This is a genomic window from Solitalea lacus, assembly GCF_022014595.1.
Taxonomy (GTDB): domain Bacteria; phylum Bacteroidota; class Bacteroidia; order Sphingobacteriales; family Sphingobacteriaceae; genus Solitalea; species Solitalea lacus.
Genome location: NZ_CP091740.1, coordinates 1,526,857 through 1,551,755, shown reverse-complemented (window position 1 = coordinate 1,551,755; position 24,899 = coordinate 1,526,857). Strand labels below are relative to the sequence as shown.

Here is a 24,899-nt window from a genome sequence, read left to right as displayed (position 1 = left end):
AAAGCCGGAATTGTTAAGAGGTTGTTGAAAACCTGTTTCAGTTAGCGGGCATCAACCGCTCGCCCATATGTTATCCGTTCCTTCTTATTTGCCTTCCGACTTAGGAGTTGTAGGATGATATTCAATTTCAAACCTGTTTCGTTTCATTTCGAACTCGATTTGAACTTCCGTTATATGATCAACCAAGTTTGCGGCTTCTGTATGCACATCGATTAACTTGTCGTCAAGCTCTTTGTCGCTCAAAGTCATATTATCGATATCCATCTTCGCAATTTTTTGAACCACGGCCGCCTCACTATTTTTCAAATCCTCCATTTCCCGAAGGATTTTATCCATCAGTTCTAATTTTTGAATCGCTTCCATAATCCTCGTTTTTAGTGTTTATCCAGATTTCAGGGATAAGGACTGACTTTCATTACCAACAAACCTGTGCGAGTAATTGTTTCTTAGGCCGGACAAAGAGTTGAAGTCATAAATCTGTATTTTAACTAATTATTATTAATTATTACTTAAATAATTTTGCATTTAACCTGTGGTTAATTATATTCATTCCACATCAATTTCAAAAGGAAAACATTTTTTAACATCTAATCTCAATCGTATGAATAAATAACGAAAATTTCTTATAGATAGAGGAAAAAATTAGCGCTTCAATAAATACCAAACATCTTTATTTTCTGATACTTACAATTTACAGGATACATTTATTTATAACCTAATATTTTTTATGAGACAACTCCTACTGAGTTTTATATTGTTTACCTGTGCGTATACAGTAGCACATGCGCAAATCGCAACAATTGAATTGAATGTCAGAAATGCTAAAAACGATGATGTAACTATAAGCATACCTATTAATCATAATTATTTTGCGGGCAACGAAAGACATGCAAAAATCTCAAATTCGGGAACCTTATCAATTCCACTTAAAGAAGATGAAACCGGCCCGATAACAATAAAGGTATTGGACAAAAAAGCCTTCTTGTATGTACAAAAAGGCAACTCAATAAAAATAAGTTTGGATACCGCTAATAAAACCAATCCTTGGCAATTCGAAGGCAGTAACGCCACCGGACAACATTTTTTAACAGAGAACTTCTTGCCTAAAGGAAGGTACGTATCTCCCATAATGTATGAAGGCTATCAATACTTGACTGATAGCGCTGCTGTTGATGTGGAAGAAAAAATCAATCGCAGACGTTTAAGCACCTTTGCTGAGGAAGAAAAACTATTTAATCAATTTCAAATAGATACCACTTTTTTTAACTATTTAAAAATATCAACTAATTATTACTTTGCTGGGATTACCGCTTATGCAATAGTACATCAATTTAGAAAACAGGAATTACCTAAAAACCATAAGCTTTATCAAAGTTCCTTACCTTCTGATTTTGAAGCTTTGTGGCACAAAACCTATCAACTATACCCACCAAACAGCTTTAGCGCCACTCAAATGCTTTGGGTGTTTGATTATTATTATACCTATCTGGTAAAATATAAGCATTATCTAATTAAAAAATCAGGTCAGAACCCGCCTAGTGAACGTGAAAATGACGATTTAAAAAGAATCGGAAACACTATTAATTCTGAATTTAAAGACCACGCTGCAGAGTATGCTCTAGCCAATATAATTTATTCAGATGCCAATAGCAAACTTTACCAATCGGCATTAATTGAATTATTTAACGATTTCAAAAGACAATTCCCCTACAGCAAATACGCTCCTTTAATTCAACCATTAATAGAGGATGTTATTGCTTTTCAAATCAAAGCAAAAGCCAAATATGCAAGCGGCGAGAAAATTGGATCAAAGTATAGCCAAATAAACACACTAAAAGAGCTTACTGATCAATTTAAAGGCAAAACTATTTTAATTGACACCTGGGCCACATGGTGTGGACCATGCAAAGCTGAATTCCAATACACTAAAGAATTGAAGAAATTCCTGAATGAAAAGGATGTTACCATGCTGTATATTTCCATTGATGAAGACAAATACGATACGCGATGGAAAGAAATGATTAAATACTATGAGTTAGAGGGCACTCATGTTAGAGCGAATAAAGAGTTACAAAATGATATCAATAAGCTTATTTGGGATGGCAATGGTTACAGTGTACCCACTTATATAATTATAGATAAACAAGGGAATATTGCCGAAAAAAAAGCCTATCGACCTAGCCAAAAAGAATTATTGTTTGAACAAATTTCAAAGCATTTATAACATTCATTCCACTACTAGTTTGAAGTCTCATCTCAGTGAGGCGTCAAACTATAAATTAATTCAGGCCTCCAACCGGCATATTATACTAAACCTTACAAATTCACAACTCACCCACCTCCTGCTCGAGCGGAGCTCAGACTCTGGAAAAGGTGCATAAACAAACAGTCCTTGCCAATAATTAACAAGGACTGTTTTTAGTGTTGAAAAACTATCAACTTATTTTAGGACGCCTCAAATAAAAATCTACCAAAAATTTAATTCTTAAGGGCTTTATCTATCATCGTCGTCAACTGCTCTTCAGAGCTTGGGCGAGGTGCTTCATTTGAGATAATCTCTCCGCCTTTTCCAATCAAATAGTACCGGGGTATACCATTCACCATGTATTTCTTAGGAACATCACTGAAAAATCCATTGCTAATTAAATGAACGCCCTCAATCTTATTTTCCTCAATACCTTTTTTCCAAGCATCTTCCTTTTCATCTATAGAAACATAAAGAAATACAACATCCTTATTGTCCTTATATTTTTCTTTGATTCTTTTAGCATAAGGCATTTCCCCTCTGCATGGCCCACACCAGCTTGCCCAAAAATCAAGGTATATAACTTTATCTTTAAAATCGCTTAATGAAACTTCCTTGCCATTCAAGTTTTTCAAAATAAATGCTGGTGCATTTTTGCCGGGAGCAAGGTTGAACAACAATTTTTTTGTTTCGGCAATTTTTTCATCAAATGATTTTTGATTATCAGATGCTGGGAATCGTTGACTTAAATCCTTGATAAGTTTGTCAGCAATTAGGAAATCTCCATTTTCAATTAGTCGATTAATTACACTAACAGATTCCTTTTCTGCTAATACAGGTGGAAGCACTTTATTAATAACATTATACTGCCTAACATTATAATCTTCTTGCTCCAATGCAAATCTCAAATGTAATCCATTGTTATAAAGAAGGTAAAATCCAAAGTTATTAAGTTTGGCATCTTTAAAGGGAAGGTCCTTAATGAACTCAACAACATATTCTGGAGCCTTTCCGCTATAAATCTGGTTAATATTTTCCCTGTCTTTTGTTATTAATTGCAACTTGGTGAGATAAGTAAAATAATAAAGCTCTTCTTTCAAATGAGTAATGGCGGCAGAAGAAAGCACTTTTGAATACTTAGTATTTAATCCTTCCTGGGCTTGTTTTCCCAATTCGTCGATTTTTGTAAAAGCTTTACTAAAATCTTTGGATTTACTTATGGTAGTATCAGAATAAAAAATAGCTTCTAAAAATTGGCAACCTACTGCTCCTCTACCATTAATTTTGTATAATTTGTCCTTATCTTTAGATTTTGAATCAAATGACATTGTTGCATTAGCGCCTGGCTCTAACAGTAAAGTATTACCCCAATCTCCATATTCAAATTGCACAAATACTAGTTCGGAAAGGTTTTCTTCAATTTTAAAATTTCCTTTCTCATCTACTTTGTAAATTTTCGCATCCGCATTCTTCCGAAAATTTCGAAAATCATAAAGGTATTTGAATTTTATTTCAGAAATCCCAGCTTGTGGGTTGGTAATTTTCCCTGTAATAACAGATTTTTGCTGACCCAGGGATGCAAAACTAATAAGCACAAAAAAGGTTAAAAAGATGTTTTTTTTCATTGATATTTATTTTATAGATAAGTGTTAAATTTACACTAATTACCAATAAGTAATAAAATAAAATATAAAGAATTAATCATAATAATCTGTATTGTTTTATATTTTCTGGCAACTTCAGTGCTAGGTACCCCTATTATAAAAAGTGCATAGCTTGTTATTATAAGGGCTTCGGCAATTTTTAGCCTTCCTCCCGATACACATGCCTGGCACGCTATAAAAGACAAAAGGATTTGTAATTCAAATCCTTTTGTTGCTATTGCAAATTTTTATATGCATTCTCCACCCTAATCTGCATCATTTATTGGTTTCAATCCAAAGGCAGAATAATTATTTACTGTGCATCAAATCTTCAAATAAATTTTGATTTATTGTACCATAATTTGCAGCAAGATGAGCATATAGCTCCGTCTTTACTGCTTTTTCATTATTAGGATAAAGGTTTTGTAAATTATTACGAAGCACTGCTAATTCAGCGAGTATTTCAGCTTTATCAACTATAACAGGGATAAACTTTGCTACAGTTTTTGACTTAGGGACTCCGTTGGTGCTCTCTTGAAAACAAAGCATAGTGTTAACGTAATTATCGGAATTTAATATACCCCCACTTTCATCAACAAAAAGACTCTTGTTAAAAGCAATAGCATTCTCTTGTTTTGGTAATTTCTTCAATACAGTTTTTCCATTGATTGTATATTGAAGAAAGAAAAAATTCCCACCCTTAGTTGAGTATATATCATTTACAGGAATCCACTCGTTTTCGACAATTAAAAAACGATCATCAGTACCGGTTTTAAAATAGGCTTCCGGATCCACATTCTGATCGGATAAAGAGCGTGTACTTAAATGATAGGTTCCGGTGGCTGGAATAAGGCTTGAGCGTAAAACAGCTAATAACTCTCCTTTGCTGCCTGCCTTAGCAGATAGAGCACTAATATCAAATCTACCTTTTGATGGGCTTATGCAAGAAATCTTTGCGTTTTTATCACTAAACACAAGCTTATCTTCTGGTTCTAGCGCATCTCCAATTTTAACCTGTTTTTTTGTGCGCTCTAAAAGAACAGTCCCCTTTATAAACGTGACATAATATTTTTCAGCTGGCAAAAAAGCCATTAAAATCCATAATAAAATTGCAAGTAAGTTTCCCATCATTATTTAAAATTAAAATAAGTTTCACGTAGAGCTAATGCCCATTCTTTTAACTGATCCTTACTCCACTCAACTTGATTAAGTCGAATGATGTATCGGAGAAGAGTAATATATAAAGTTAATATCAAGACTTGAAGATGAATATTAAACATTAAATAAGAGGCTACAGAAAGAACAGAAAGATAAGTTGCGCTTCCTAAAAGTGGGCCGATCCAGTTTATTTTTTTGATTTTTTCTGAATCATTTTCGGGAAAAAGCATTAATCTTGAGAAAATGGTATATGCCATAAGCATAAAAACAACCCACCAGTAAGTTACAAAGTGATATCCCGCCTTAAGTGTCAAATAAACATTGAGAAGTATGAGCGTGCCCGGTGTAGAACCAAAAATTGTTTCATGTACATCATTGTTAAAATCTCCAATCAATACAATTCGGTTCTTTAAAAATTCATTCACAATTACATCTTCCGGAAGCATAAGAAGTTCTGAAAGGTTAACCACCGGATATTCACCTTGCTCAAATAGTTCATGACTGCGTATTTGATAATCAATTATAGTAGAATTTAAACTCAATTTTCCGTTGTCGAAATAGAGTCCGTTTTGATGATCAATTTTACGGCCTTTGGTTTTTTCATATAAATAAACCGGAATGGTGGAAAGATTATCGTCCTGAAAAAGCTTGAATTTCAGGAATCCTCCGCTTGCCATTCTATAATCAGCAATAGCATGAGGAACATTCAAATCAAGTTCTTCAGGCTTTCCATCCTCGCCGTGATGCGTTGGAAAAACAATATTCTTGATTCCAGAAATACTACTTTGAAGCAAGCTATCACTTTCTGATTTTCCTTTAAGAAATACATCACAGACTGTAAATTTAACCGACTTCTGATTCCGTTTAAGAATTTCAAAAAACTGTGCAAGCTTTACCCTGTCAGTAATTACTTCATTCCCCAGTCCTTCTTCTCTTGGAATTAATGCCTTTTCATAAGCCAAATTGATAAATAAATAATCTTCTTTAGGAGGGTCTTCATCTATATTGAAGACCACTCGTTTAAGAATAGATGACCATTTTACAAGTAATTGCTCATCGCCATAACTAAAGTCTGTATTTAGCCAAAAAGCAGTAAGTACAAGCAAGACAATTGCATGCCCAAAACTAATCAGCCATTTTATCCAATTTCTCATTTCTTCGTAAAAATAAAATCTCCACCCACATGTCCGGCAGCTTCAAGCGTTCCATAACGAGGTTCTGTTTTCGTTTCGGTCATGACCGCTTCAATAATTTGAGTGATGAACATTTTCTGCGCGGTGAGGTATTTATCTTTATTTTCAGACAAGGCTTTAACCAGGTATTTCATGAATACTGATTGATCAGGCACCTCCGTATCATTACCCGAGGTAATGGCAACACGACTGATCCTTTGGCTCATTTCCCGCACAGCTGCTGGTGCATCGGCTCCAATGCTCCGTGTTTTGAATACTGAACCAGAGAAACATGCATCGGTAATCAACAATGTATGGCGTGAAGGAAGTCCGGCAATCATATTTAAAACCTCCTTGTTAGGTAGCCACGTATTTACATCATTTCGAGTGGCGTCTGTCAACAACCAATATCCTTTCTTTTCTTTATCTACCCAAATACCATGACCGGCATAGAAAATGATCAGGTTGTCTTCAGGCTGAATGATCTCAGATAGCAGTAAAAACTGTTTCTTAAAGTCAGAGCGGCCCGGATTAAACAGGGTGATGATATTCTCGTCAATAAAATTATAACTGTTTTTGAGGATCAATTTCAATTTTACAGCATCAGCAATAGGGTTTTCCAAAGATGGAATTGAACTGTCGTCATAATTTTGACTGGCAATTAAAACCGCGAAATTTCTTCCTTCTTTTTCTTTTACAGGGACAATATCATTAACCGCTACCGGAGTTATTGGCTTTTCAATATCAAAAGTATAATCAGCTGTATTGCCGGCCATATCCGTTGCAGCAATCACGATTTTGGAAGATCCTTCTTTTAAAGCAACATTCCCCCAAAAATTTCCAGCTTCCTGTGAATACGCAGCTTGTCCGTTAATGGTTACCGCTTTTAAACCCGAAGGATCTATAGCGGTACCCTTTACCATGATATCATTTCCGGAAGCAGTCACTTTTAATCCTCGGTTTACAGAAGGTTCAGTCACTGTAATTACGGGAGGATTTTTATCTGCTTTACGATCTTGCACCATCCTTCCTTCTAATTTTGCAATTCCATTTAAAGCAGGCTCGTAATCCGGATTATACGTTAATGCAGCTTCATAGTCCTTTCTTGCCTGGATTAAATCACCAAGCCCTTCATAAGCTTCTGCTCTTTTAGTATAGTGCTTATATTTCCCCACTGGTTCGACTCTTAAATACAGAACCATATAACCTTTAATAGCTTTGTTAAACCGATCGATCGCTTCTTGGTATTTTTTTTGATTTAAGGCAATTAACCCATAATGATAATTATAGTAGTCCTCACCAACTAAAACACTTGACGTTGATTGTTTTATTGCTTCCAGCGCTTTTTCATTTTCTCCCATTTGAGTATAAACAACTGGCAATAAACTTTTTGCCACCATTTTAGAGAACATAAACCCACCACCTTTTTCTAAAACGTTCTCGATTTTTTCAAGTGCCTTTGTATAGTCTTTTCGAACCAAGTTCAAATAAACAAAGCTTAAGAACTCACCATATTCTCCGTTTTTTACTCCCGAAGCTTTCTCATGTAATTTTACCAGAGCTTTTTCATCATCAAGGGCAAATGCTGTCTCACAAGCATTATAATAAATACTCTGAAAGTATGTTCGTTCAGATTCCGTAACCTTTTCACCCATAGACTCAACAAACTCCAAAGCAGTTGATAATCCGACCTCCGGATTACCCTTTTTAAAGTTGTTATCTATTTTCTCATAATAGTATAGATTTAAAGTCGTTCTGGAAAATTGGGGTTTCCCTTTAACGTATTCAGTTTGATCTTTAATGAGGATATCATAAACCGAATTGGCCCCCTTTACATCACCGATTTCGAATTTCTTTTTTGCTAATGTCCATAAATACGACACGTTTCCGGTATTTGAATAAGCCTTTCTATAATGCTTTTCAGCTTCAACATAATCTCCATTTTTCCAAAGTTTTTCAGCTTGATTATAGGTTTGGGTATCAAAACCAGGATTTGAGAAAATCGACTGTGAATAGACAATCGAAACAGATATTGAAAGTATTAGAGTTAGTAGTATTTTTCTCATAATTATTGCAGTTTACTTCTTTGTAAAAATAAAATCTCCGCCCACATGTCCGGCTGCCTCTAAAGTGCCATAACGAGGTTCGGTTTTCGTTTCGGTCATGACTGCTTCAATAATTTGAGTAATGAACATTTTCTGCGCGGTGAGGTATTTATCTTTATTTTCAGACAAGGCTTTAACCAGGTATTTCATGAATACTGATTGATCAGGCACTTCCGTATCATTACCCGAAGTAATGGCAACACGGCTAATCCTTTGGCTCATTTCCCTTACAGCTGCAGGTGCATCGGCTCCAATGCTCCGTGTTTTGAATACTGAGCCAGAAAAACATGCATCGGTAATCAACAATGTATGGCGTGAGGGAAGGCCGGCAATCATATTTAAAACCTCCTTGTTAGGTAGCCACGTATTTACATCACTTCGCTGTGCGTCCGTCAATAACCAATATCCTTTCTTTTCTTTATCCACCCAAATACCGTGACCGGCATAGAAAATGATCAAATTGTCTTCAGGCTGAATGATTTCAGATAGCAGTAAAAACTGTTTCTTAAAGTCAGCTCGGCCCGGATTAAACAGGGTGATGATATTCTCGTCAATAAAATTATAACTGTTTTTGAGGATCAATTTCAATTTTACAGCATCAGCAATAGGGTTTTCCAAAGATGGAATTGAACTGTCGTCATAATTTTGACTGGCAATTAAAACCGCGAAATTTCTTCCTTCTTTTTCTTTTACGGGGACAATGTCATTAACCGCTACCGGAGATATTGGCTTTTCGATATCAAAAGTATACTCTGCTGTATTGCCGGCCATATCCGTTGCAGCAATCACGATTTTGGATGATCCTTCTTTTAAAGCAACATTCCCCCAAAAATTTCCAGCTTCTTGTGAATATGCAGCTTGTCCGTTAATGGTTACCGCTTTTAAACCCGAAGGATCTATAGCGGTACCCTTTACCATGATATCATTTCCGGAAGCGGTCACTTTTAATCCTCGGTTTACAGAAGGTTCAGTCACTGTAATTACAGGAGGATTTTTATCTGCTTTACGATCTTGCACCATCCTTCCTTCTAATTTTGCAATTCCATTTAAAGCCGGTTCGTAATCCGGATTATACGTTAATGCAGCTTCATAGTCCTTTCTTGCTTGTATCAAATCACCAAGCCCTTCATAAGCTTCTGCTCTTTTAGTATAATGTTTAAATTTTCCTGCAGGCTCTATCCTGTGAACTAAAAACATGCGACCTTTTATCGCCTTTGTGAATCGATCAATCGCTTCCTTATAATCTTTTTTATTGAGCGCGATTAACCCATAAACATAGTGAAAGTAATCTTCTCCTAATAGTATACTTTCTTTCGCTCTGTCTATGGCAGCCAAAGCCTTCTCATTTTCTCCCATATGAGCATAAAGAGTTGGCAATAAGCTTCTGGCAACTAATTTAGAGTTCGTAAAACCGCCACCATTCGTTTGTACGTCTTCAATTCTTTTGAGAACCTTTTCGTAATCTTTATTCAATATATTGAGATATACAAAACTTAAAAATTCACCGTATTCGCCATTTTTTACACTTGCAGCTTTCTCATGCAATTTTTTGAGGGCTTCTTTATTATCCAGAGCAAAGGCAGTCTCAGTTGCCGAGGTATATACAACTACAAAGAAATTACTTTCAGTAAATCCAATCCTATCCCCCATTGTTTCAACAAACTCAAGAGACGAGGCCAAACCCACCTCCGGATCACCTTTTTTAAAGTTGTTATCTATCTTTTCAAAATAAAACGGATTTAAATGATTCGTTCGGAAAATTTGAGGCTTCCCCTTTACGTATTCAGTTTTATCTTTAATGATGATGTCATAAACCGAATTGCCACCCTTTACATCACCGATTTCGAATTTATTTTTTGCTAATGTCCATAAGTACGAAACATTCCCACTATTGGTATAAGCTTTTTTATAAAACTTTTCAGCTTCAACATAATCTCCATTTTTCCAGAGTTTTTGGGCTTGACTATATGATTTATAATCCTGATTAGTTGAGTAAGGTGAGAGAATCGACTGTGAATAGACAATCGAAACTGAAATTAAAAGTAATAGAGTAAGCAGTATTTTTCTCATAATTATTACAGTTTACCTCTTCATAAAAATAAAATCTCCACCAACATGGCCGGCTGCTTCAAGCGTTCCATAACGAGGTTCTGTTTTGGTTTCGGTCATCACCGCTTCAATGATTTGAGTGATGAACATTTTCTGCGCAGTGAGGTATTTATCTTTATTTTCAGACAAAGCTTTAACCAGGTATTTCATAAATACCGATTCATCTGGCACTTCTGTATCATTGCCCGAAGTAATGGCCACACGGCTGATCTTTTGACTCATTTCCTTTACTGCTGCAGGCGCATCGGCTCCAATACTCCGTGTTTTGAATACTGATCCCGAGAAACATGCATCGGTAATCAATAATGTATGGCGGGAAGAGAGTCCGGAAATCATATTTAAAACCTCCTTGTTCGGCAGCCATGTGTTTACATCATTTCGTTTGGCATCTGTCAGCAACCAATACCCCTTCTTCTCTTTATCCACCCAAATACCGTGGCCGGCATAAAAAATGATCAGGTTATCTTCCGGTTGAATCATCTCCGTTAAGTGCAAAAACTGTTTTTTAAAATCAGATCGTTCAGGGTTAAATAGAGTGATGATATTCTCGTCAGTAAAATTATAACTGTTTTTAAGGATCAGTTTCAATTTCACCGCATCCGAAATAGGGTTTTCCAAAGATGGAATTGAACTGTCGTCATAATTTTGACTAGCAATTAAAACAGCGAAATTTCTGCCTTCTTTTTCTGCTATAGGTACAATGTCATTAACTGCAACTGGATTTATTGGTTTTTCGATATCAAAAGTAAACTCAGCTGTATTGCCAGCCATATCAGTCGCGGCAATCACAATTTTGGATGCACCAGCTTTTAAAGCAGCATTGCCCCAAAAACTTCCAGCCTCCTGTGAATACACTGCTTGCCCGTTAATGGTTACCGCTTTTAAACCTGAAGGATCCATAGCGGTTCCTTTTACCATGATATCATTTCCGGAAGCAGTCACCTTTAACCCTCTATTTACCGAAGGCTCAGTAACAGCAATAACAGGAGGTGTTTTATCTGCTTTACGATCCTGCACCATTCTTCCTTCTAATTTTGCAATTCCATTTAAAGCAGGTTCATAATCGGGGTTGTATACCAATGCAGCCTCATAATCTTTTCTTGCTTGAATAAAATCACCGAGGCCAAGATAGGCTTCGGCTCTTTTGCTATAATGCTTGTATTTTCCTACAGGCTCTATGCGAACTATAAACGTATAACCCTTTATGGCCTTAGAGAAACGATCAATCGCTTCCTTATAATCTTTTTTATTAAGCGCTATTAATCCATAAACATAATGAAAGTAATCCTCTCCTATTAGAATACTTCCTTTCGCCCTGTCAATAGCTGCCAGCGCCTTCTCATTTTCTCCCATATGGGCAAAAACAGTTGGCAATAAACTATTAGCAACCGTTTTTGAGGACATAAAACCGCCGTTCACTTGTACATCTTCAACCCTTTTAAGTACCTTTTCATAGTCCTTATTCAACAGATTGAGATATACGAAACTTAAAAACTCGCCGTAATCAGCATTTTTTATACTTGCAGCCTTATCATGAAGCTTTATGAGGGCTTCTTTATTTTCAAGGGCAAAGGCAGTTTCAGCAGCCGAAGTATATATAGGTAGAAAAAGATTACGTTCTGATAGTCCGATCTTATCGCCCAACGATTCCATAAACTCAAGAGTCGAAGCTAGCCCAACCTCCGGATCTCCTTTTTTAAAGTTGTTATCTATCTTTTCATAATAGTACAAATTCAAAGTCGTTCGAAAAATTTGAGATTTCTCTTTCTCAGCTTTAATGATAATATCATAAACTGAATTGGCACCCTTTGCATCTCCAATTTCAAATTTCTTTTTTCCTAATTCAGCTAAATAGCTAGTATTACCACTATTTGTATAAGCTTTTCTATAAAACTTTTCAGCTTCAACATAATCTCCATTTTTCCAGAGTTTTTTAGCTTGATTATAGGATTTATAATCCTGATTAGTTGCGTAAGGTGCGAGAATCGACTGTGAATAGACAGTCAAAAAGGAAATTAAAAAAAATAGAGTAAGTAGTATTTTTCTCATAATTTGCAGTTTACTTCTTCATAAAAATATAATCCCCACCCACATGGCCGGCTGCTTCTAAGGTACCGTAACGAGGCTCAGTTTTTGTTTCAGTCATCACCGCTTCAATGATCTGATTAATGAACATTTTCTGAGCTGTTAAATACTTTTCTTTATTTTCAGAAAGTGCCTTAACCAAGTATTTCATAAACACAGATTGATCCGGCACTTCGGTGTCATTGCCCGAAGTGATCGCCACACGGCTGATCTTTTCGCTCATTTCCCGAATCGCAGCAGGTGCACCAGCTCCTATGCTTCGGGTTTTGAACACAGAGCCCGAAAAACAGGCATCTGTAATTAAAAGCGTGTGACGTGAAGGGATTTTGGAGATCATCTCCAACACCAGTTTATTGGAAAGCCATGTGTTAATATCATTTCGTTTAGCATCGGTAAGCAACCAATATCCCTTTTTCTCCTTCTCTACCCAAATGCCATGGCCTGCATAGAATATAATAAGGTTATCATCCGGCCGGATAACTTCCAGCATCTCGGCAAATTTTTTCTTAAAATCATTCACCCCTGGATTAAAAAGCGTATAAATGTTATCATCGGCAAAACTGTAATTGTTCTTAATGATTAGTTTTAGTTTTATGGCATCCGAAACCGGATTTTCGAGTGAAGGAATAGATGAATCTTCGTAATTCTGTGCAGCAATGATTAGAGCATAATTTTTTGCTTCAACCGTTGCAACTGGCAAAATTTCATCATTAACTGCAACCGGTGTATTTTGCTTTTCAATTTCAAAAATCTGTTCGGCAATATTGCCTGCAATATCAATGGCTTTCACTGTTACCTTGTTAATTCCATCTTTTAAGGAGACACTACCCCAAAAATCTCCCTGCTCTTTTGAAAATACCGGTTGACCATTAATGCTTACACTTTTTATGCCTGATAAATCGCTAGCAACGCCTTTTACCATCATATCATTACTTGATGCAGTGATTTTCAGACCGCGAGCATTAGAAGGTTCGGTCAGTTTTATAGTAGGAGGAGTTTTATCAGTTTTACGAACTGCAATAGCACGTCCCTCCAAATTAGCCAAACCTAATATGGCCGGTTCATAGCTAGGATGATATAACAAAGCTGTTTCATAATCACTTTTTGCCTTTATGTAGTCTTTCAGACCGATGTGTGCTTCTGCTCTTCGAGTATAAAATCTATGCTTTCCCCAAGCGCCTTTATGATTGATCTCTTTAGTAAATGCATCCGCTGCTTTTACATAATCCTTTGCTAACAAAGCTACAAGGCCAGTAGTGTATTGAACATTAACGGTATTTTTTCCAAATACAGGATGTTTCAAAGCATGTTCAAGAGCTTTTTGAGCATTTTCCAAATCACCTAAACCTGCGTATGCTTCGGCTTTCATCATTCGGGCAAACCCTTTCCAGGTTGTATTGAGCCCCTTATCTTCATTATCTAGCCGCTCGGCCAAAGGAAGCGCTTTAGCGTACTCCCCCATAGCAAGTAATAAAAATGCTTCAGTATAAACGGGCTGCAACTGGGCATCCATTAACTTTCTTTTACCGTTGGCGTAAACCTTTTTTAAAGTATCAACACTTCTTCTTGCTGTTTCAAAATCACCGGCTTGTGTTGCATAAACTGCCAAAAAGTTATAATTCTCTGTATTTAAGCCAATGGAGCTCTCTACAGTTAAATAATCCTTTACTGTTTGGTTGATATCGCCATGAGTGGCATTGGCGTAGGCCCTGTCCAAGTAAATTGATTTTATCTTTTCAGAACTGGGAACGTAATCATAATCCGAACCTTTAGCAATATTAAAGGTTGAAAATAAAGGAGGATTATATACTAATATTTGATCGTGTTTTTTATAAATCGCAATAGCCTTTTCCCACAAGAGGTTTGCTCCTTTTATATCTCCAATGTTCACTTTAGCATTTATAAAGTCATCGTAAACAATAGCCCAAACAGGATAAATGTCCAACGATTGCAAAAACAGTTTCTCTGCCAGAATAAAATCTTTATCCACTACGGCTTTCTCCATGGGTTTTGCGGATATTAAAGCACTTTTATAAGATGCTAAATCTTTTAACTTTTTAGATTGGGCATAAAGAACACTTGTTGAACAAGTGTAAAGAATAAGCATTAGGAGAAATAACTTTTTCATTTTACTTGAATAATTTTTAGAATTATTTATGTTCCAATTCAACCATCATGGCAACAACACTTTTCCCTTTACTAAAACCCTGAAATGCTATCTTTTCCTTGGAAAATTGTATATTTTTAGGATCCACCATTTTATCTCCCATCACTTTAAAGATTTTTTCACTAAAACTTCCTTGCTGAGTGCCTATCTTCTGAATCAAATCATTAATATTCAACTCTACCCTACTGTACAAAACGCATAAAAAATCAGTCCCAGGCCGATTGTCAAATTCAATAAAATGATCTTCATCAGGGATGGCCACGTCATTGCGTTTGTCGGTTAATGCTGCGCTAATATTATCCTCATAAGGAAAAATTTTGGTTATTTCATTGCTTAGATCAGTACTGAAAGCGTATACAAATGCGGGCTCATTGTTGGATATGAAAATTCTGAAACGGGTACCAGAAATATATGATTCTGAAGTGCGATAAAGCGTTAACGGCCCAGCTGCAGGTTTTGCAGGCACAACGGTTAAGCCCCGGGTAGATATATGAAGATTTGCAGGCATTTCCTGGCCCGATGCCAAGACAAATTTTATATTTCCGGAAAGATCAGCAACCTCCGGCTTTGGCTCAGGCAAATCCACCAATTCATAAGCATATTTGGTGTATTTAGCGAAGTCTTGATATTTGATCCATATATAGCCTTCATTAGCCCAGGTTTTACCCCAGCTGTTTTGAACTTCTACCGCGCCACCAAACTTTTCATCGTCATAACCTACTACACACATTGCATGGCCACCATATTTAGTCCAATCCACCTCTTCTGTTGGATTCCATACTTCGCTTCCATAGTGAAACGAAGGAGGGCAAAGCATTCCGATTATTACGGGCTTCTTTTCAGTGATTGATTTTTTTACAGCCTGAATTTTTTGTTGCTCAGTAGCATTCACATCAAATAATGTTAAATAGTCATTTATTCTTGTGTGAAATGCAGTTGTTAATTGACTTTCGGTAACAGCAGGGACACAGTCTGCTGAAATCTCACTATATGGCACTGTACCTTTTTCTTTCAATAGTAATAAAGCATTGGAAAGATTTGCACCACCTTTACATTGATCATCTTCCGGTTTCAACAATCGAAATAAAAAGGCAGGAGAAAAGGCATGACTGGTGATTTCTTCCTTTTGTGTCCAGTTGTTTTTTATGGCTTCTACAATTGTTTTAGCACAATAGGCCGATGCCCATGCCGCGCAGGTTCCATAGCTACCCTGATGACCTGGGTAAGGCGAATAGATTTTAAGGGATGCCGAAGAAGGCACAACCTCCAGACCACGAGTTAACTTAGCTTTCCGGGGAGTTTTAGAATAAGAAACGTCATCAAAATCCAATCCTGTCGGAAAGTTGTTCTGCGAAAATGCCTTTAAATGAATAAGAGAAATAATTAACAGGAAAAAAATAAAACGCAAACGGAATCTGGACATACTTTTTTGGGTAAATATATCCCAACCTTATTGAGAAAACAATACCCACAATTAGGTAATTTTATACATAGTAAATATTTAACGAAAAACTTATCCATTAGTATAAATATTTAAAAAATAGCAACTTATACTATTTATGAATTTTAAGAATAATATTCGGAAGTAAATTCAAACTCACTAATCTTCATTAATCAGTTCTTATAATGTTTCTTTTCCGAAAAAAATTACAGTAAATTCTTATATGCATTTATAACCCTAATCTGCATATACTTGTCTGCATCATTTAACGGTTCGAAGCCAAATTGCGAGTACAAGCCTTGCGCATCACGGGTTACCAGCACCACTCTGCGTAATCCCTGCAAATCGGGGTGAGCCATAATGGATTGCATTAACCATTTCGATAATCCTTTACCTCGATACTGCTCGTCAACAAACACATCCGCCAAATAGGCAAAAGTAGCACCATCAGTTACCATGCGAGCAAAACCAATTTGCTTGGCCTCGTCAAACACACCAAAACATAAAGACCCTTCTATCGATTTTTGTACTGTTTCAAACGGTATATTTTGGGCCCAATACGATTCGACACTTAAATAATGATGAATGTAGTTGACATCTAACTTTTGTTTATCTGTAGATATCATAAAATCACCTTGCTTAACTTCTTGTAACTGCATATCCAAATATATGAAATGGTATTTTCCAGCTCAGCTAACTTTCACAATTAGCAAAATTCACTCTATAATAATCCATTAAAAAATATTATCTTAAGTTTATCATTCTTATCAACTAAAGCAGTACCCTTTTTATATCTTTTACTCACATTCTAATCAAGCAATCTTTTGAAAACCAACTCTTAATCTACAAAAATGCAAAAGCTTAAAATTGGAGTTATTGATTTGGTTAGTAAAGGGCCAACATTTACGGTGTGGGCCAAAATTATGCATGCAAATATGGCGAGCATAATGCCACAGGTAGTGGCAACATGGTGCGAGAAGGATGGACATGATGTAAAACTGATTTGTTATACCGGTGTGGAGGATTTACGCAAAGAACTACCTGAGGGGATGAACCTCGTGTTTATCTGTGCTTTTACTCAGTCGGCAATGCTGGCTTATGCACTCAGCAACTATCTTCGCAGTCAAAATATTGTAACGGTACTGGGTGGGCCACATGCCCGTTGTTACCCCGATGATTCCGTTAAGTACTTCGACTATGTGGTGGGTTTCACTCATCAATCAACCATTGCTCAAATTACAAACAACTGCACACCGCAACGCCCAATAGGCAAACACCTAGCGGAGGCAGCACAGCCGCCAAATTTACCGGGTGTCGTTGAGCGCTGGCGGTTTATTGAAGAAACGTTAAAAAAGGCTCCTTTTCTTAAAATAGTTCCGATGATTGGCAGTGTGGGCTGCCCTTACACATGTCCTTTCTGCATTGATGCCACTGTCCCGTATCAGGCATTAGATTTTGAGACGATGAAGAACGATTTACGATTCCTTCTTACCAAATTTAAAAAACCATTAATTGTTTGGCACGACCCTAATTTCGGTGTACGATTTGAACATTACATGGATGCTATAGCAATAGTGGCACCGCCCAAAAGCTTTCAATTTATTGCGGAAAGTAGTTTGTCAATTCTAACTGAAGATCATCTTAAAGTTTTTCAGAAAAATGGCTTTATTGCCATGCTACCAGGTATTGAATCTTGGTACGAGCTGGGTAATAAATCACGCACTTCGCATAATACAGGCCTAGAGAAATTAAAGAAGGTATCAGAGCATGTGAATATGGTGTTCAAGTACATCCCTTACCTTCAAGCCAACTTTGTACTAGGGCTGGATACCGATGAAGGAGATGAACCGTTTGAACTGACCAAACGATTCGTAGATCTTTCGCCGGGAGCTTTTCCTGGTTATTCATTACTTTCTGCATTTGGAGAAGCTGCACCCCTCAATCTTGAATATCAAAAAGATAACAGGGTGCTACCATTTCCTTTTCACTTCCTCAACAATCACCTGGCCATGAATGTAAAACCCAAAAATTATGACTGGGTAGACTTTTATGACAAGGTGATCGACCTTACAGAATACTCCTTTTCACAAAGAGCCATTTACAGGCGCTTTGCTGCAACAACAACATTCACTTCTAAATGGATGAACCTCATGAGAGCTATTTCATCTGAGGGCTGGGGACGTCTGAGTTTTTACCGCCAGGTACGCAAAAAACTGATTGAGGATAAAGCTTTTAGACAATATTTCGAAGGAGAAACAAGGCAACTACCTCCGTTCTACCTCAACATTATCAAAAGAGATTTAGGAAAATGGTGGCAGTGGCTTCCCCAAGGAGCCATTGAGCATGACCCTAATGTTTATTTGCATAAAACTTCTCAAAAAATTCTGAGTTGATTAGGGTTTATTAGAAACAATAACCTCCTTCCCCCTCTAAGGTAATCTAATGAAAGCTGAATATTATTTATCTCAGAATCCCCACCTTTTAAATTACCTGCTCTTCACTGATCTATAATTTTAAAGGCCTCACTCATAAGCATGATTGCGTTCCGAAAATTTATTCAACCATAAATGCAACATTAAAAAATAACATGTTGTCTTTAAGCGGAATTCAATGTGTTAAAATAGTATTGACTAACATCAATTAATCATCACTTTGTTACAAGCCGAAACTATAGGAATATTGAACAATTATTAAATTGACGCATGAAGAAAGCTTTGTTACCACTATTCTCTTTACTCCTCTCTTTTCTAAATACTTATAGCCAATCTGCTGACCCAGAGATTACCAAAAAGAAATATTTCACCACGCAACTAAATGGCAATATACTCCTAGATGGCATTCCAAATGAGGAAGCATGGAATAGTGTTGACTGGGGAGGCAATTTTACGCAGTGGCAGCCACATGAAGGAAAATCTCCTTCGCAACAAACCAACTTTAAAATCCTTTACGATAATCAATTTCTTTATATAGCCTATCGCTGTCATGATGTAGCACCCGATTCCATTATTAAGTTTATGGGCCGCAGGGATGAATTTCCAGGCGATTGGGTAGAAATCAATATTGATAGTTATCACGATTTGCGTTCGGCATTTTCTTTTACTTTGTCCGTTTCAGGAGTGCGTAACGATGAGTTTATTTCTGACAACGGAAATAACTGGGACCCCAGCTGGAATCCGATTTGGTTTGCAAAGACCAATGTGGATGATAAGGGTTGGACTGCCGAAATAAAAATCCCACTTAGTCAGTTGCGTTACGGCAATGAGCCAAACAAAGTTTGGGGCATACAAGTTATGCGTCGTCTATTCAGACAAGAAGAACGTTCAACATGGCAGTACATTCCGCAAAATTCGGGAGTATGGGTAAGTAGTTTTGGAGAGTTGCATGGCTTAAATAATATCCCGACCCATAAACAGATAGAAATTGCACCATATGTTGTAGCCCAAACAGAAAAATATCCAAGTCAGCCCAATAATCCGTTTGCCACTGGTACTACCTCGAAATTAACTGCGGGATTAGACGGCAAATATGCTGTAACAAATGATCTTATACTCGACTTCACCATCAACCCTGATTTTGGTCAAGTAGAAGCTGATCCATCCCAAGTACGTATTGATGGATTTCAGAACTTCTTCGAGGAAAGAAGACCATTTTTTATTGAAAGCAGAAACATTTTCAATTATCAGTTAACTGGCTCAGAAGCCGGGGGGGATTATGATTCCGATCTTCTTTTTTACTCAAGACGTATTGGTTCCTCTCCACATGGCTACCCAACTCTAACCAGCAATGAATTTGCCGATGCACCATTAAACACTTCCATTATCGGAGCTGCCAAATTCAGTGGAAAAACCAAAAAAGGATGGAGCATTGGTATTTTGGAAAGCTTAACCCAACGAGAAATGGCAACCATTGATAACGTTGGGGTACAGCGTAGTGAAATGGTGGAACCACTCACCAATTATTTTGTTGGAAGGTTACAGAAAGACGTTAATGGTGGTAATACTGTTTTAGGGGGAATTTTTACAGGAGTGATGCGTGAAAACGGGTTAAAAACACTTTTGCATCAAAATGCATTTTCTGGAGGATTAGATTACCTTCATTTCTGGAATAATCGCACCTGGTACATAAAAGGCAATATGGTATTTAGCCATGTAAATGGCAGTAAAGAAGCTGTTTTAGTAACACAAACAGCATTTGAGCACCTTTTTCAACGGGCTAATGCAGCAGAAGTATCTGTTGACAGTAATCGAACCTCACTTACAGGTTTGGGAGGAACTTTCCGTTTAGGAAAAACGGGCGGCCGTTCAGGTAAAAATGGTGAAGTATTTAAATTTGAAACCGGAGTAACGTTCCGCTCACCAGAACTTGAATTGAATGATATTGGCTTTCTGTTAACCGCCAATGAAATTAACCACTTTACTTGGGCTGGGCTGCATTTTCAGAAATCATTCTCAATTTTCCGTTCGGCACGATTAAATTATAATCATTGGTCAAGATGGGATTATAGTGGGCGCTTCATTTATCAAGCTTTCAATTTTAATTCGCACGCCACTTTCAACAACAACTGGCAGGCGGGAATGGGTCTCACCTGGAATCCATACGACATTTCAAACAACGCGCTACGAGGTGCTTCATCAATTCGTCGTCCGGCTGGCATCGGTCAGAACCTATACATCAACAGCGATCAAAGAAAAAAGGTATTCTCAAGATTTTACACCTCAAACTTCTGGGGATTTGACAATACATTAATAGGAAACGACCTCGGGATTGCATTTATCTTTCAACCACTGAATGCTTTAAAAATTAGCACGGGAATAGATTACTCTTATTATTGGCGCCGACAGGACCAGTTTGTAAGCAATGTTGATTATAATAATGTAACCAGAACCATTGTTGGAGAAGTTGATCAAAACACATTACGTTTTACCGGAAGGTTGAATTTTAATATCACTCCAGACTTAACACTTCAATACTACGGGCAACCATTTATAACGAGACCGCTGTACAATAACTTCGCTTATGTTTCAAACCCACTTGCCAAAAACTATGATGATCGTTTTACACCATACAATGTTAGTCAAATAAAACTGGAGGGAGGAAGGTATAACATTGATGAAAATGGTGATGGAACCACAGACTACAGTTTTGGAAAACCAGACTTTAATTTCGTGCAGTTTCGTTCAAACCTAGTAGCGAGATGGGAGTATCGTCCGGGTTCTGAACTCTACCTTGTATGGTCACAAGGTAACACTTCAAACTCAACCTATGAACTGGATAGCCCAATTATTAACAACTTATTTGACTATGCTTTTGCCAACCAATCTAGAAATATCTTTTTAATTAAATGGACCTATAGGTTTACGCGGTAATGTGATATCCATCGATAAACCATGCACTAATTTGGCAAGGTCAATAAACTTTTGCATAATAAAGACGTGCTTTATTTTAAAGAAAAAGGTTATATGATTTATGATTTTGGAACTTACCTGGATGAAGAAAAGTTCCACTGCATTACAAAGACATGCTGTACTTTAAAGAGAAAGACTTCGACATTTATGATTTTGGAACTTATATGGATGGGGCTGAATTTCAAGGATTGAATAAATTCGAACTATCCTTTGGAGGAGAAAAACTCAGGTCCTCTAATTACTTTAGTCCAACATGCATGCATTATATTCCGTAAGATTGCCAGCATTTTGAGAAAAGGGTCTAGTAAACATAAATACACTTGAACTAAAAATTTCAAGGCCGTAATCAAGAAAACAGCCTTGATATAATCTAAAATTATTCCGGCATCAACCCTGTTGTAACACCGATTCGGTTCCAGGCATTAATAATAATAATGGCCATTAGCACCTGTGCCAACTTCTTTTCACCTAGTACACGTGTCGCTTTTGTATAAGTTTCATCAGAAACATGCTGATGAATTAACGTTACTTCTTCCGTTAAAGCCAGAATGGCTTGCTCTTCCTCTGAAAAGAAAGGAGTTTCTCTCCAGGCACTAATTGTATAAATACGCTGTTCTGTTTCACCAAACTGACGGGCGTCTTTAGCATGCATATCCAAACAATATGAACAACCATTTATTTGTGATGCTCTAATTTTGATTAGTTCGCCATGAATGGGATTGATATCGGTTGTCTTTAAATAGCTATCAAATGATAACATGGCCTTATATGCTGCCGGCTCTACCTGATTAATTTTAATTCTGTTACTCATGACTTATATTTTATTACTACAATCCAAAAGTCGCGAGTACATTACTTAAAAAAATTAATCTAGTTTAAGAAAATGAAAACTATTGCTTTTTGGCTCTTATTTTACTCAAAAACTCTGGAGTAATACCTAAATAAGAGGCTAACATATACTGCGGAACCCGCTGAACAAATGCAGGAAACGATTCCACAAAGTTTCGATAGCGCTGTTCGGATGAAATAGTATTAATCCATAAAAGTCGACGTTGTGCTGCAATAAGATTCTTTTGTAAAATAATTCGAAAATAACGTTCAACCTTAGGAACAAGATTAAAAAGCTCTTCAAGAGAATTTTTATCAATCACAATTATTTCAGAATCTTCTGTTGCCTGAATAAAAAACTGTGATGGACTCTGATTTTCAAAACTGTCGTAATCAGTAACCCACCAGTTTTCAATTGCAAATTGAGTTATTTGCTCCAAGCCAGACTCTGTGATGAGGTAAACTCTTAAACAGCCCCTAATAACAAAGTAAATACAAGTGCATAATTGCCCTTCTGTTAACAGGTATTCTTTTTTCTTAACTATCTTAAAACTAACAGACGAAAGAATTTGATCTTTTTCTGTTTCCTCAACCGCAACAAAACGCTGCAAATGTTCAATAAGCTCTATACGTTTTTCGAAAGGTACTTCATGGAATTGATGGTTCATTTAAACAGATTTTCTGAAAGCAAACCTTGGATTTATTGCACTTAAAAAACGGAGATAGTCTCTCCGTTTTATTTTATTTAAACACTTGGAGATACCTCCCCATTTACTGTAATTTTTGAGGCAACTTCTTTCGCTTTAGCCCTTACTTGATCTGTAGAACCGTTTTTATTGGTATAGGCTAATGCAACAGCCATTCGACGATATTGCTTTGTATATGGTTTACCAAATATTTTGAAATCAGTTTCAGGAAAAGAAGCAGCCTCTCTCAATCCTTCATAAATCGGCTGAGCGGAATTTTCGCTAGCTGCAAGAATTACATAGCTTGCTCCTGCACGCTCAAGGGTTATTTCAGGAATTGGCAATCCTAAAACCGCACGTGCATGCAACTCGAACTCTGAAAAATTTTGCGTCCCGGCTAAAGTAACCATACCTGTATCATGTGGACGAGGCGATAACTCAGAGAAATAAACACCTGTATCGGTTAAAAAGAACTCAACACCCCAAATCCCTGCCCCGGTTAATGCTTCGGTGATCTTTGCAGCCATTCCTTGGGCAGCATTCACATCCTCATTGCTAATCTGAGCTGGCTGCCAGCTTTCCATGTAATCACCACGCTCTTGTCTGTGACCAATTGATGGGCAAAATAGCGTTGGGCCATTTTGCTGGGTAACAGTTAACAATGTAATTTCTGAATTAAATCGGATAAACTCTTCAATAATTACTTCCTGCACTTTACCTCGCCCTTGGGTCATTGCTGCATCCCATGCTTTTTGAATATCATCTTCCGTGCGAACAATCGATTGGCCTTTTCCAGATGAGGACATAATTGGCTTTACAACACAAGGTAATCCAATTGTATTTACAGCCGATTTAAATTCTTCAAACGTTGTTGCATATAAATAATTTGCTGTACGCAAGCCTAACTCTTTAGCTGCCAAATCCCGAATCTGTTTTCTGTTCATGGTGAAATTAGCCGCTTTAGCACTTGGCACTATCTGAATTCCTTCCTGTTCATAGTCATAAAAGCGTTCTGTACGTATGGCTTCAATTTCAGGAATAACAATATCAGGTTGATGCTTTGCAATAATTCTATCCAATTCAGCACCATCCAGCATATTTACTATTTCACACTCATCAGCCACCTGCATGGCCGGTGCATTTTTATAAGAATCTACGGCAATAACATATTGGCCAAGGCGTTTTAAAGCAATTACAAGTTCTTTACCTAATTCACCTGAACCCAGTAAAACTATTTTTTTGTACATGATTGGTAATTTATAGAAGTTCAAAGATAGTTGAATAAGCAAAATGCTGTGTAAATTGCAAGGCATTATTACCAATTAATTTAACTATAAACCGAATGATGAAACACGAACAAAATGAAGCTATCGCCATAGAATGGTTTGCTGCTTTTAATGAACATGATTTAGAAAAACTTTTGTCACTTTATGATGAAAATGCTGCCCATTTTAGTCCGAAGTTAAAAATAAGACAGCCAGAAACCAATGGACTTGTAAAGGGAAAAGCTGCATTACGAGCCTGGTGGCAGGATGCTTTTGATCGTTTACCCACACTTCATTACCAGGTAACAACTTTAACGACTAACAATGATCGTGTATTTATGGAATATGTAAGATCGGTTGCCAATGAGGCCGACATGCTAGTTGCTGAAGTTTTGGAGATTAAAAATGGCAAAATTGTAGCCTCAAGGGTGTATCATGGGTAACTAACTATTTTCAATAAGGTTAACAACAAAATATCAAACCTAAACAGCCTTTTAATTCTTGTCAAAAACAAACTGCTTACAATTTTAAATCTATATCTAACGTTAATACCCTAATACCTTTTACCCCAACCAAACTGGTATTAAGGT

The 24,899-nt window shown here is 36.9% G+C and carries 18 protein-coding genes; 5 read left to right on the top strand and 13 right to left on the bottom strand.

The window, feature by feature from the left end; all coding sequences use genetic code 11:
• Nucleotides 1-84 precede the first annotated feature (84 nt).
• A complete protein-coding gene (locus tag L2B55_RS06560; RefSeq protein ID WP_237849759.1) occupies nt 85-363 on the bottom strand; it encodes a hypothetical protein in 279 nt (92 codons plus the stop codon).
• A 364-nt stretch (nt 364-727) separates the two neighbouring features.
• Between L2B55_RS06560 and L2B55_RS06555 the strand changes: the two genes are divergently transcribed.
• Complete coding sequence (locus L2B55_RS06555) at nt 728-2,224, top strand: TlpA family protein disulfide reductase (RefSeq protein WP_237849758.1); 1,497 nt, start codon at nt 728-730, stop codon at nt 2,222-2,224.
• A 254-nt stretch (nt 2,225-2,478) separates the two neighbouring features.
• Here L2B55_RS06555 and L2B55_RS06550 read toward each other — a convergent pair whose 3' ends face one another.
• The 9 genes from L2B55_RS06550 to L2B55_RS06510 form a co-directional block, all read right to left on the bottom strand.
• Nucleotides 2,479-3,870, bottom strand: coding sequence for a TlpA family protein disulfide reductase (locus L2B55_RS06550; protein ID WP_237849757.1), 1,392 nt, complete (start codon nt 3,868-3,870; stop codon nt 2,479-2,481).
• Nucleotides 3,871-4,197: 327 nt separating this feature from the next.
• A complete protein-coding gene (locus tag L2B55_RS06545; RefSeq protein ID WP_237849756.1) occupies nt 4,198-5,019 on the bottom strand; it encodes a hypothetical protein in 822 nt (273 codons plus the stop codon).
• Nucleotides 5,019-6,200: a CHASE2 domain-containing protein gene (locus tag L2B55_RS06540; RefSeq protein WP_237849755.1), complete on the bottom strand. Its 1,182-nt coding sequence runs from the start codon at nt 6,198-6,200 to the stop codon at nt 5,019-5,021. Before L2B55_RS06540 ends, L2B55_RS06545 begins: the two co-directional genes overlap by 1 nt.
• Complete coding sequence (locus L2B55_RS06535) at nt 6,197-8,284, bottom strand: caspase family protein (RefSeq protein WP_237849754.1); 2,088 nt, start codon at nt 8,282-8,284, stop codon at nt 6,197-6,199. The genes L2B55_RS06540 and L2B55_RS06535 overlap by 4 nt, the downstream gene beginning before the upstream one ends.
• 12 nt (nt 8,285-8,296) lie before the next feature.
• On the bottom strand, nt 8,297-10,393 hold the full coding sequence (locus tag L2B55_RS06530; RefSeq protein ID WP_237849753.1) for a caspase family protein: 2,097 nt from the start codon (nt 10,391-10,393) through the stop codon (nt 8,297-8,299).
• Nucleotides 10,394-10,405: 12 nt separating this feature from the next.
• Nucleotides 10,406-12,481, bottom strand: a complete 2,076-nt coding sequence (locus L2B55_RS06525; protein WP_237849752.1) for a caspase family protein — start codon at nt 12,479-12,481, stop codon at nt 10,406-10,408.
• Nucleotides 12,482-12,491: 10 nt separating this feature from the next.
• Nucleotides 12,492-14,645 (bottom strand): caspase family protein, encoded by a 2,154-nt coding sequence (locus L2B55_RS06520; RefSeq protein WP_237849751.1) that lies wholly within the window; start codon nt 14,643-14,645, stop codon nt 12,492-12,494.
• A 22-nt stretch (nt 14,646-14,667) separates the two neighbouring features.
• Entirely contained in the window at nt 14,668-16,107 is a 1,440-nt protein-coding gene (locus L2B55_RS06515) for a C1 family peptidase (protein ID WP_237849750.1), read from the bottom strand.
• Between the two features lie 224 nt (nt 16,108-16,331).
• On the bottom strand, nt 16,332-16,784 hold the full coding sequence (locus L2B55_RS06510; RefSeq protein ID WP_237849749.1) for a GNAT family N-acetyltransferase: 453 nt from the start codon (nt 16,782-16,784) through the stop codon (nt 16,332-16,334).
• 192 nt (nt 16,785-16,976) lie between these two features.
• Between L2B55_RS06510 and L2B55_RS06505 the strand changes: the two genes are divergently transcribed.
• From L2B55_RS06505 to L2B55_RS06495, 3 genes are all read left to right on the top strand, one after another.
• Nucleotides 16,977-18,518, top strand: coding sequence for a B12-binding domain-containing radical SAM protein (locus L2B55_RS06505; protein WP_237849748.1), 1,542 nt, complete (start codon nt 16,977-16,979; stop codon nt 18,516-18,518).
• 309 nt (nt 18,519-18,827) lie between these two features.
• A complete protein-coding gene (locus L2B55_RS06500; protein ID WP_237849747.1) occupies nt 18,828-21,491 on the top strand; it encodes a DUF5916 domain-containing protein in 2,664 nt (887 codons plus the stop codon).
• A gap of 152 nt (nt 21,492-21,643) precedes the next feature.
• Nucleotides 21,644-21,805 carry a hypothetical protein gene (locus tag L2B55_RS06495; RefSeq protein ID WP_237849746.1) on the top strand — a complete coding sequence of 54 codons (162 nt, stop codon included), beginning with the start codon at nt 21,644-21,646 and terminating at the stop codon, nt 21,803-21,805.
• A 101-nt stretch (nt 21,806-21,906) separates the two neighbouring features.
• Here L2B55_RS06495 and L2B55_RS06490 read toward each other — a convergent pair whose 3' ends face one another.
• From L2B55_RS06490 to purT, 3 genes are all read right to left on the bottom strand, one after another.
• Nucleotides 21,907-22,341, bottom strand: coding sequence for a carboxymuconolactone decarboxylase family protein (locus L2B55_RS06490; protein WP_237849745.1), 435 nt, complete (start codon nt 22,339-22,341; stop codon nt 21,907-21,909).
• A gap of 79 nt (nt 22,342-22,420) precedes the next feature.
• Nucleotides 22,421-23,026 (bottom strand): Crp/Fnr family transcriptional regulator, encoded by a 606-nt coding sequence (locus tag L2B55_RS06485; protein ID WP_237849744.1) that lies wholly within the window; start codon nt 23,024-23,026, stop codon nt 22,421-22,423.
• A gap of 77 nt (nt 23,027-23,103) precedes the next feature.
• Nucleotides 23,104-24,291 carry a formate-dependent phosphoribosylglycinamide formyltransferase gene (gene purT, locus L2B55_RS06480; RefSeq protein WP_237849743.1) on the bottom strand — a complete coding sequence of 396 codons (1,188 nt, stop codon included), beginning with the start codon at nt 24,289-24,291 and terminating at the stop codon, nt 23,104-23,106.
• Between the two features lie 95 nt (nt 24,292-24,386).
• On the opposite strand from purT, the gene L2B55_RS06475 reads away from it, so the two are divergent.
• A complete protein-coding gene (locus L2B55_RS06475; protein WP_237849742.1) occupies nt 24,387-24,752 on the top strand; it encodes a nuclear transport factor 2 family protein in 366 nt (121 codons plus the stop codon).
• Nucleotides 24,753-24,899 lie beyond the last annotated feature (147 nt).

Bases quoted from the DNA above. Each gene is read 5' to 3' on its own strand.
- L2B55_RS06510 (WP_237849749.1), bottom strand. From the start codon at position 16,784: ATGCAGTTACAAGAAGTTAAGCAAGGTGATTTTATGATATCTACAGAT.
- L2B55_RS06560 (WP_237849759.1), bottom strand. From the start codon at position 363: ATGGAAGCGATTCAAAAATTAGAACTGATGGATAAAATCCTTCGGGAA.
- L2B55_RS06535 (WP_237849754.1), bottom strand. From the start codon at position 8,284: ATGAGAAAAATACTACTAACTCTAATACTTTCAATATCTGTTTCGATT.
- L2B55_RS06475 (WP_237849742.1), top strand. From the start codon at position 24,387: ATGATGAAACACGAACAAAATGAAGCTATCGCCATAGAATGGTTTGCT.
- L2B55_RS06495 (WP_237849746.1), top strand. From the start codon at position 21,644: ATGCTGTACTTTAAAGAGAAAGACTTCGACATTTATGATTTTGGAACT.
- L2B55_RS06490 (WP_237849745.1), bottom strand. From the start codon at position 22,341: ATGAGTAACAGAATTAAAATTAATCAGGTAGAGCCGGCAGCATATAAG.
- L2B55_RS06505 (WP_237849748.1), top strand. From the start codon at position 16,977: ATGCAAAAGCTTAAAATTGGAGTTATTGATTTGGTTAGTAAAGGGCCA.
- L2B55_RS06515 (WP_237849750.1), bottom strand. From the start codon at position 16,107: ATGTCCAGATTCCGTTTGCGTTTTATTTTTTTCCTGTTAATTATTTCT.
- L2B55_RS06530 (WP_237849753.1), bottom strand. From the start codon at position 10,393: ATGAGAAAAATACTGCTTACTCTATTACTTTTAATTTCAGTTTCGATT.
- L2B55_RS06545 (WP_237849756.1), bottom strand. From the start codon at position 5,019: ATGATGGGAAACTTACTTGCAATTTTATTATGGATTTTAATGGCTTTT.
- L2B55_RS06540 (WP_237849755.1), bottom strand. From the start codon at position 6,200: ATGAGAAATTGGATAAAATGGCTGATTAGTTTTGGGCATGCAATTGTC.
- L2B55_RS06525 (WP_237849752.1), bottom strand. From the start codon at position 12,481: ATGAGAAAAATACTACTTACTCTATTTTTTTTAATTTCCTTTTTGACT.
- L2B55_RS06550 (WP_237849757.1), bottom strand. From the start codon at position 3,870: ATGAAAAAAAACATCTTTTTAACCTTTTTTGTGCTTATTAGTTTTGCA.
- L2B55_RS06485 (WP_237849744.1), bottom strand. From the start codon at position 23,026: ATGAACCATCAATTCCATGAAGTACCTTTCGAAAAACGTATAGAGCTT.
- L2B55_RS06520 (WP_237849751.1), bottom strand. From the start codon at position 14,645: ATGAAAAAGTTATTTCTCCTAATGCTTATTCTTTACACTTGTTCAACA.
- L2B55_RS06500 (WP_237849747.1), top strand. From the start codon at position 18,828: ATGAAGAAAGCTTTGTTACCACTATTCTCTTTACTCCTCTCTTTTCTA.
- purT (WP_237849743.1), bottom strand. From the start codon at position 24,291: ATGTACAAAAAAATAGTTTTACTGGGTTCAGGTGAATTAGGTAAAGAA.
- L2B55_RS06555 (WP_237849758.1), top strand. From the start codon at position 728: ATGAGACAACTCCTACTGAGTTTTATATTGTTTACCTGTGCGTATACA.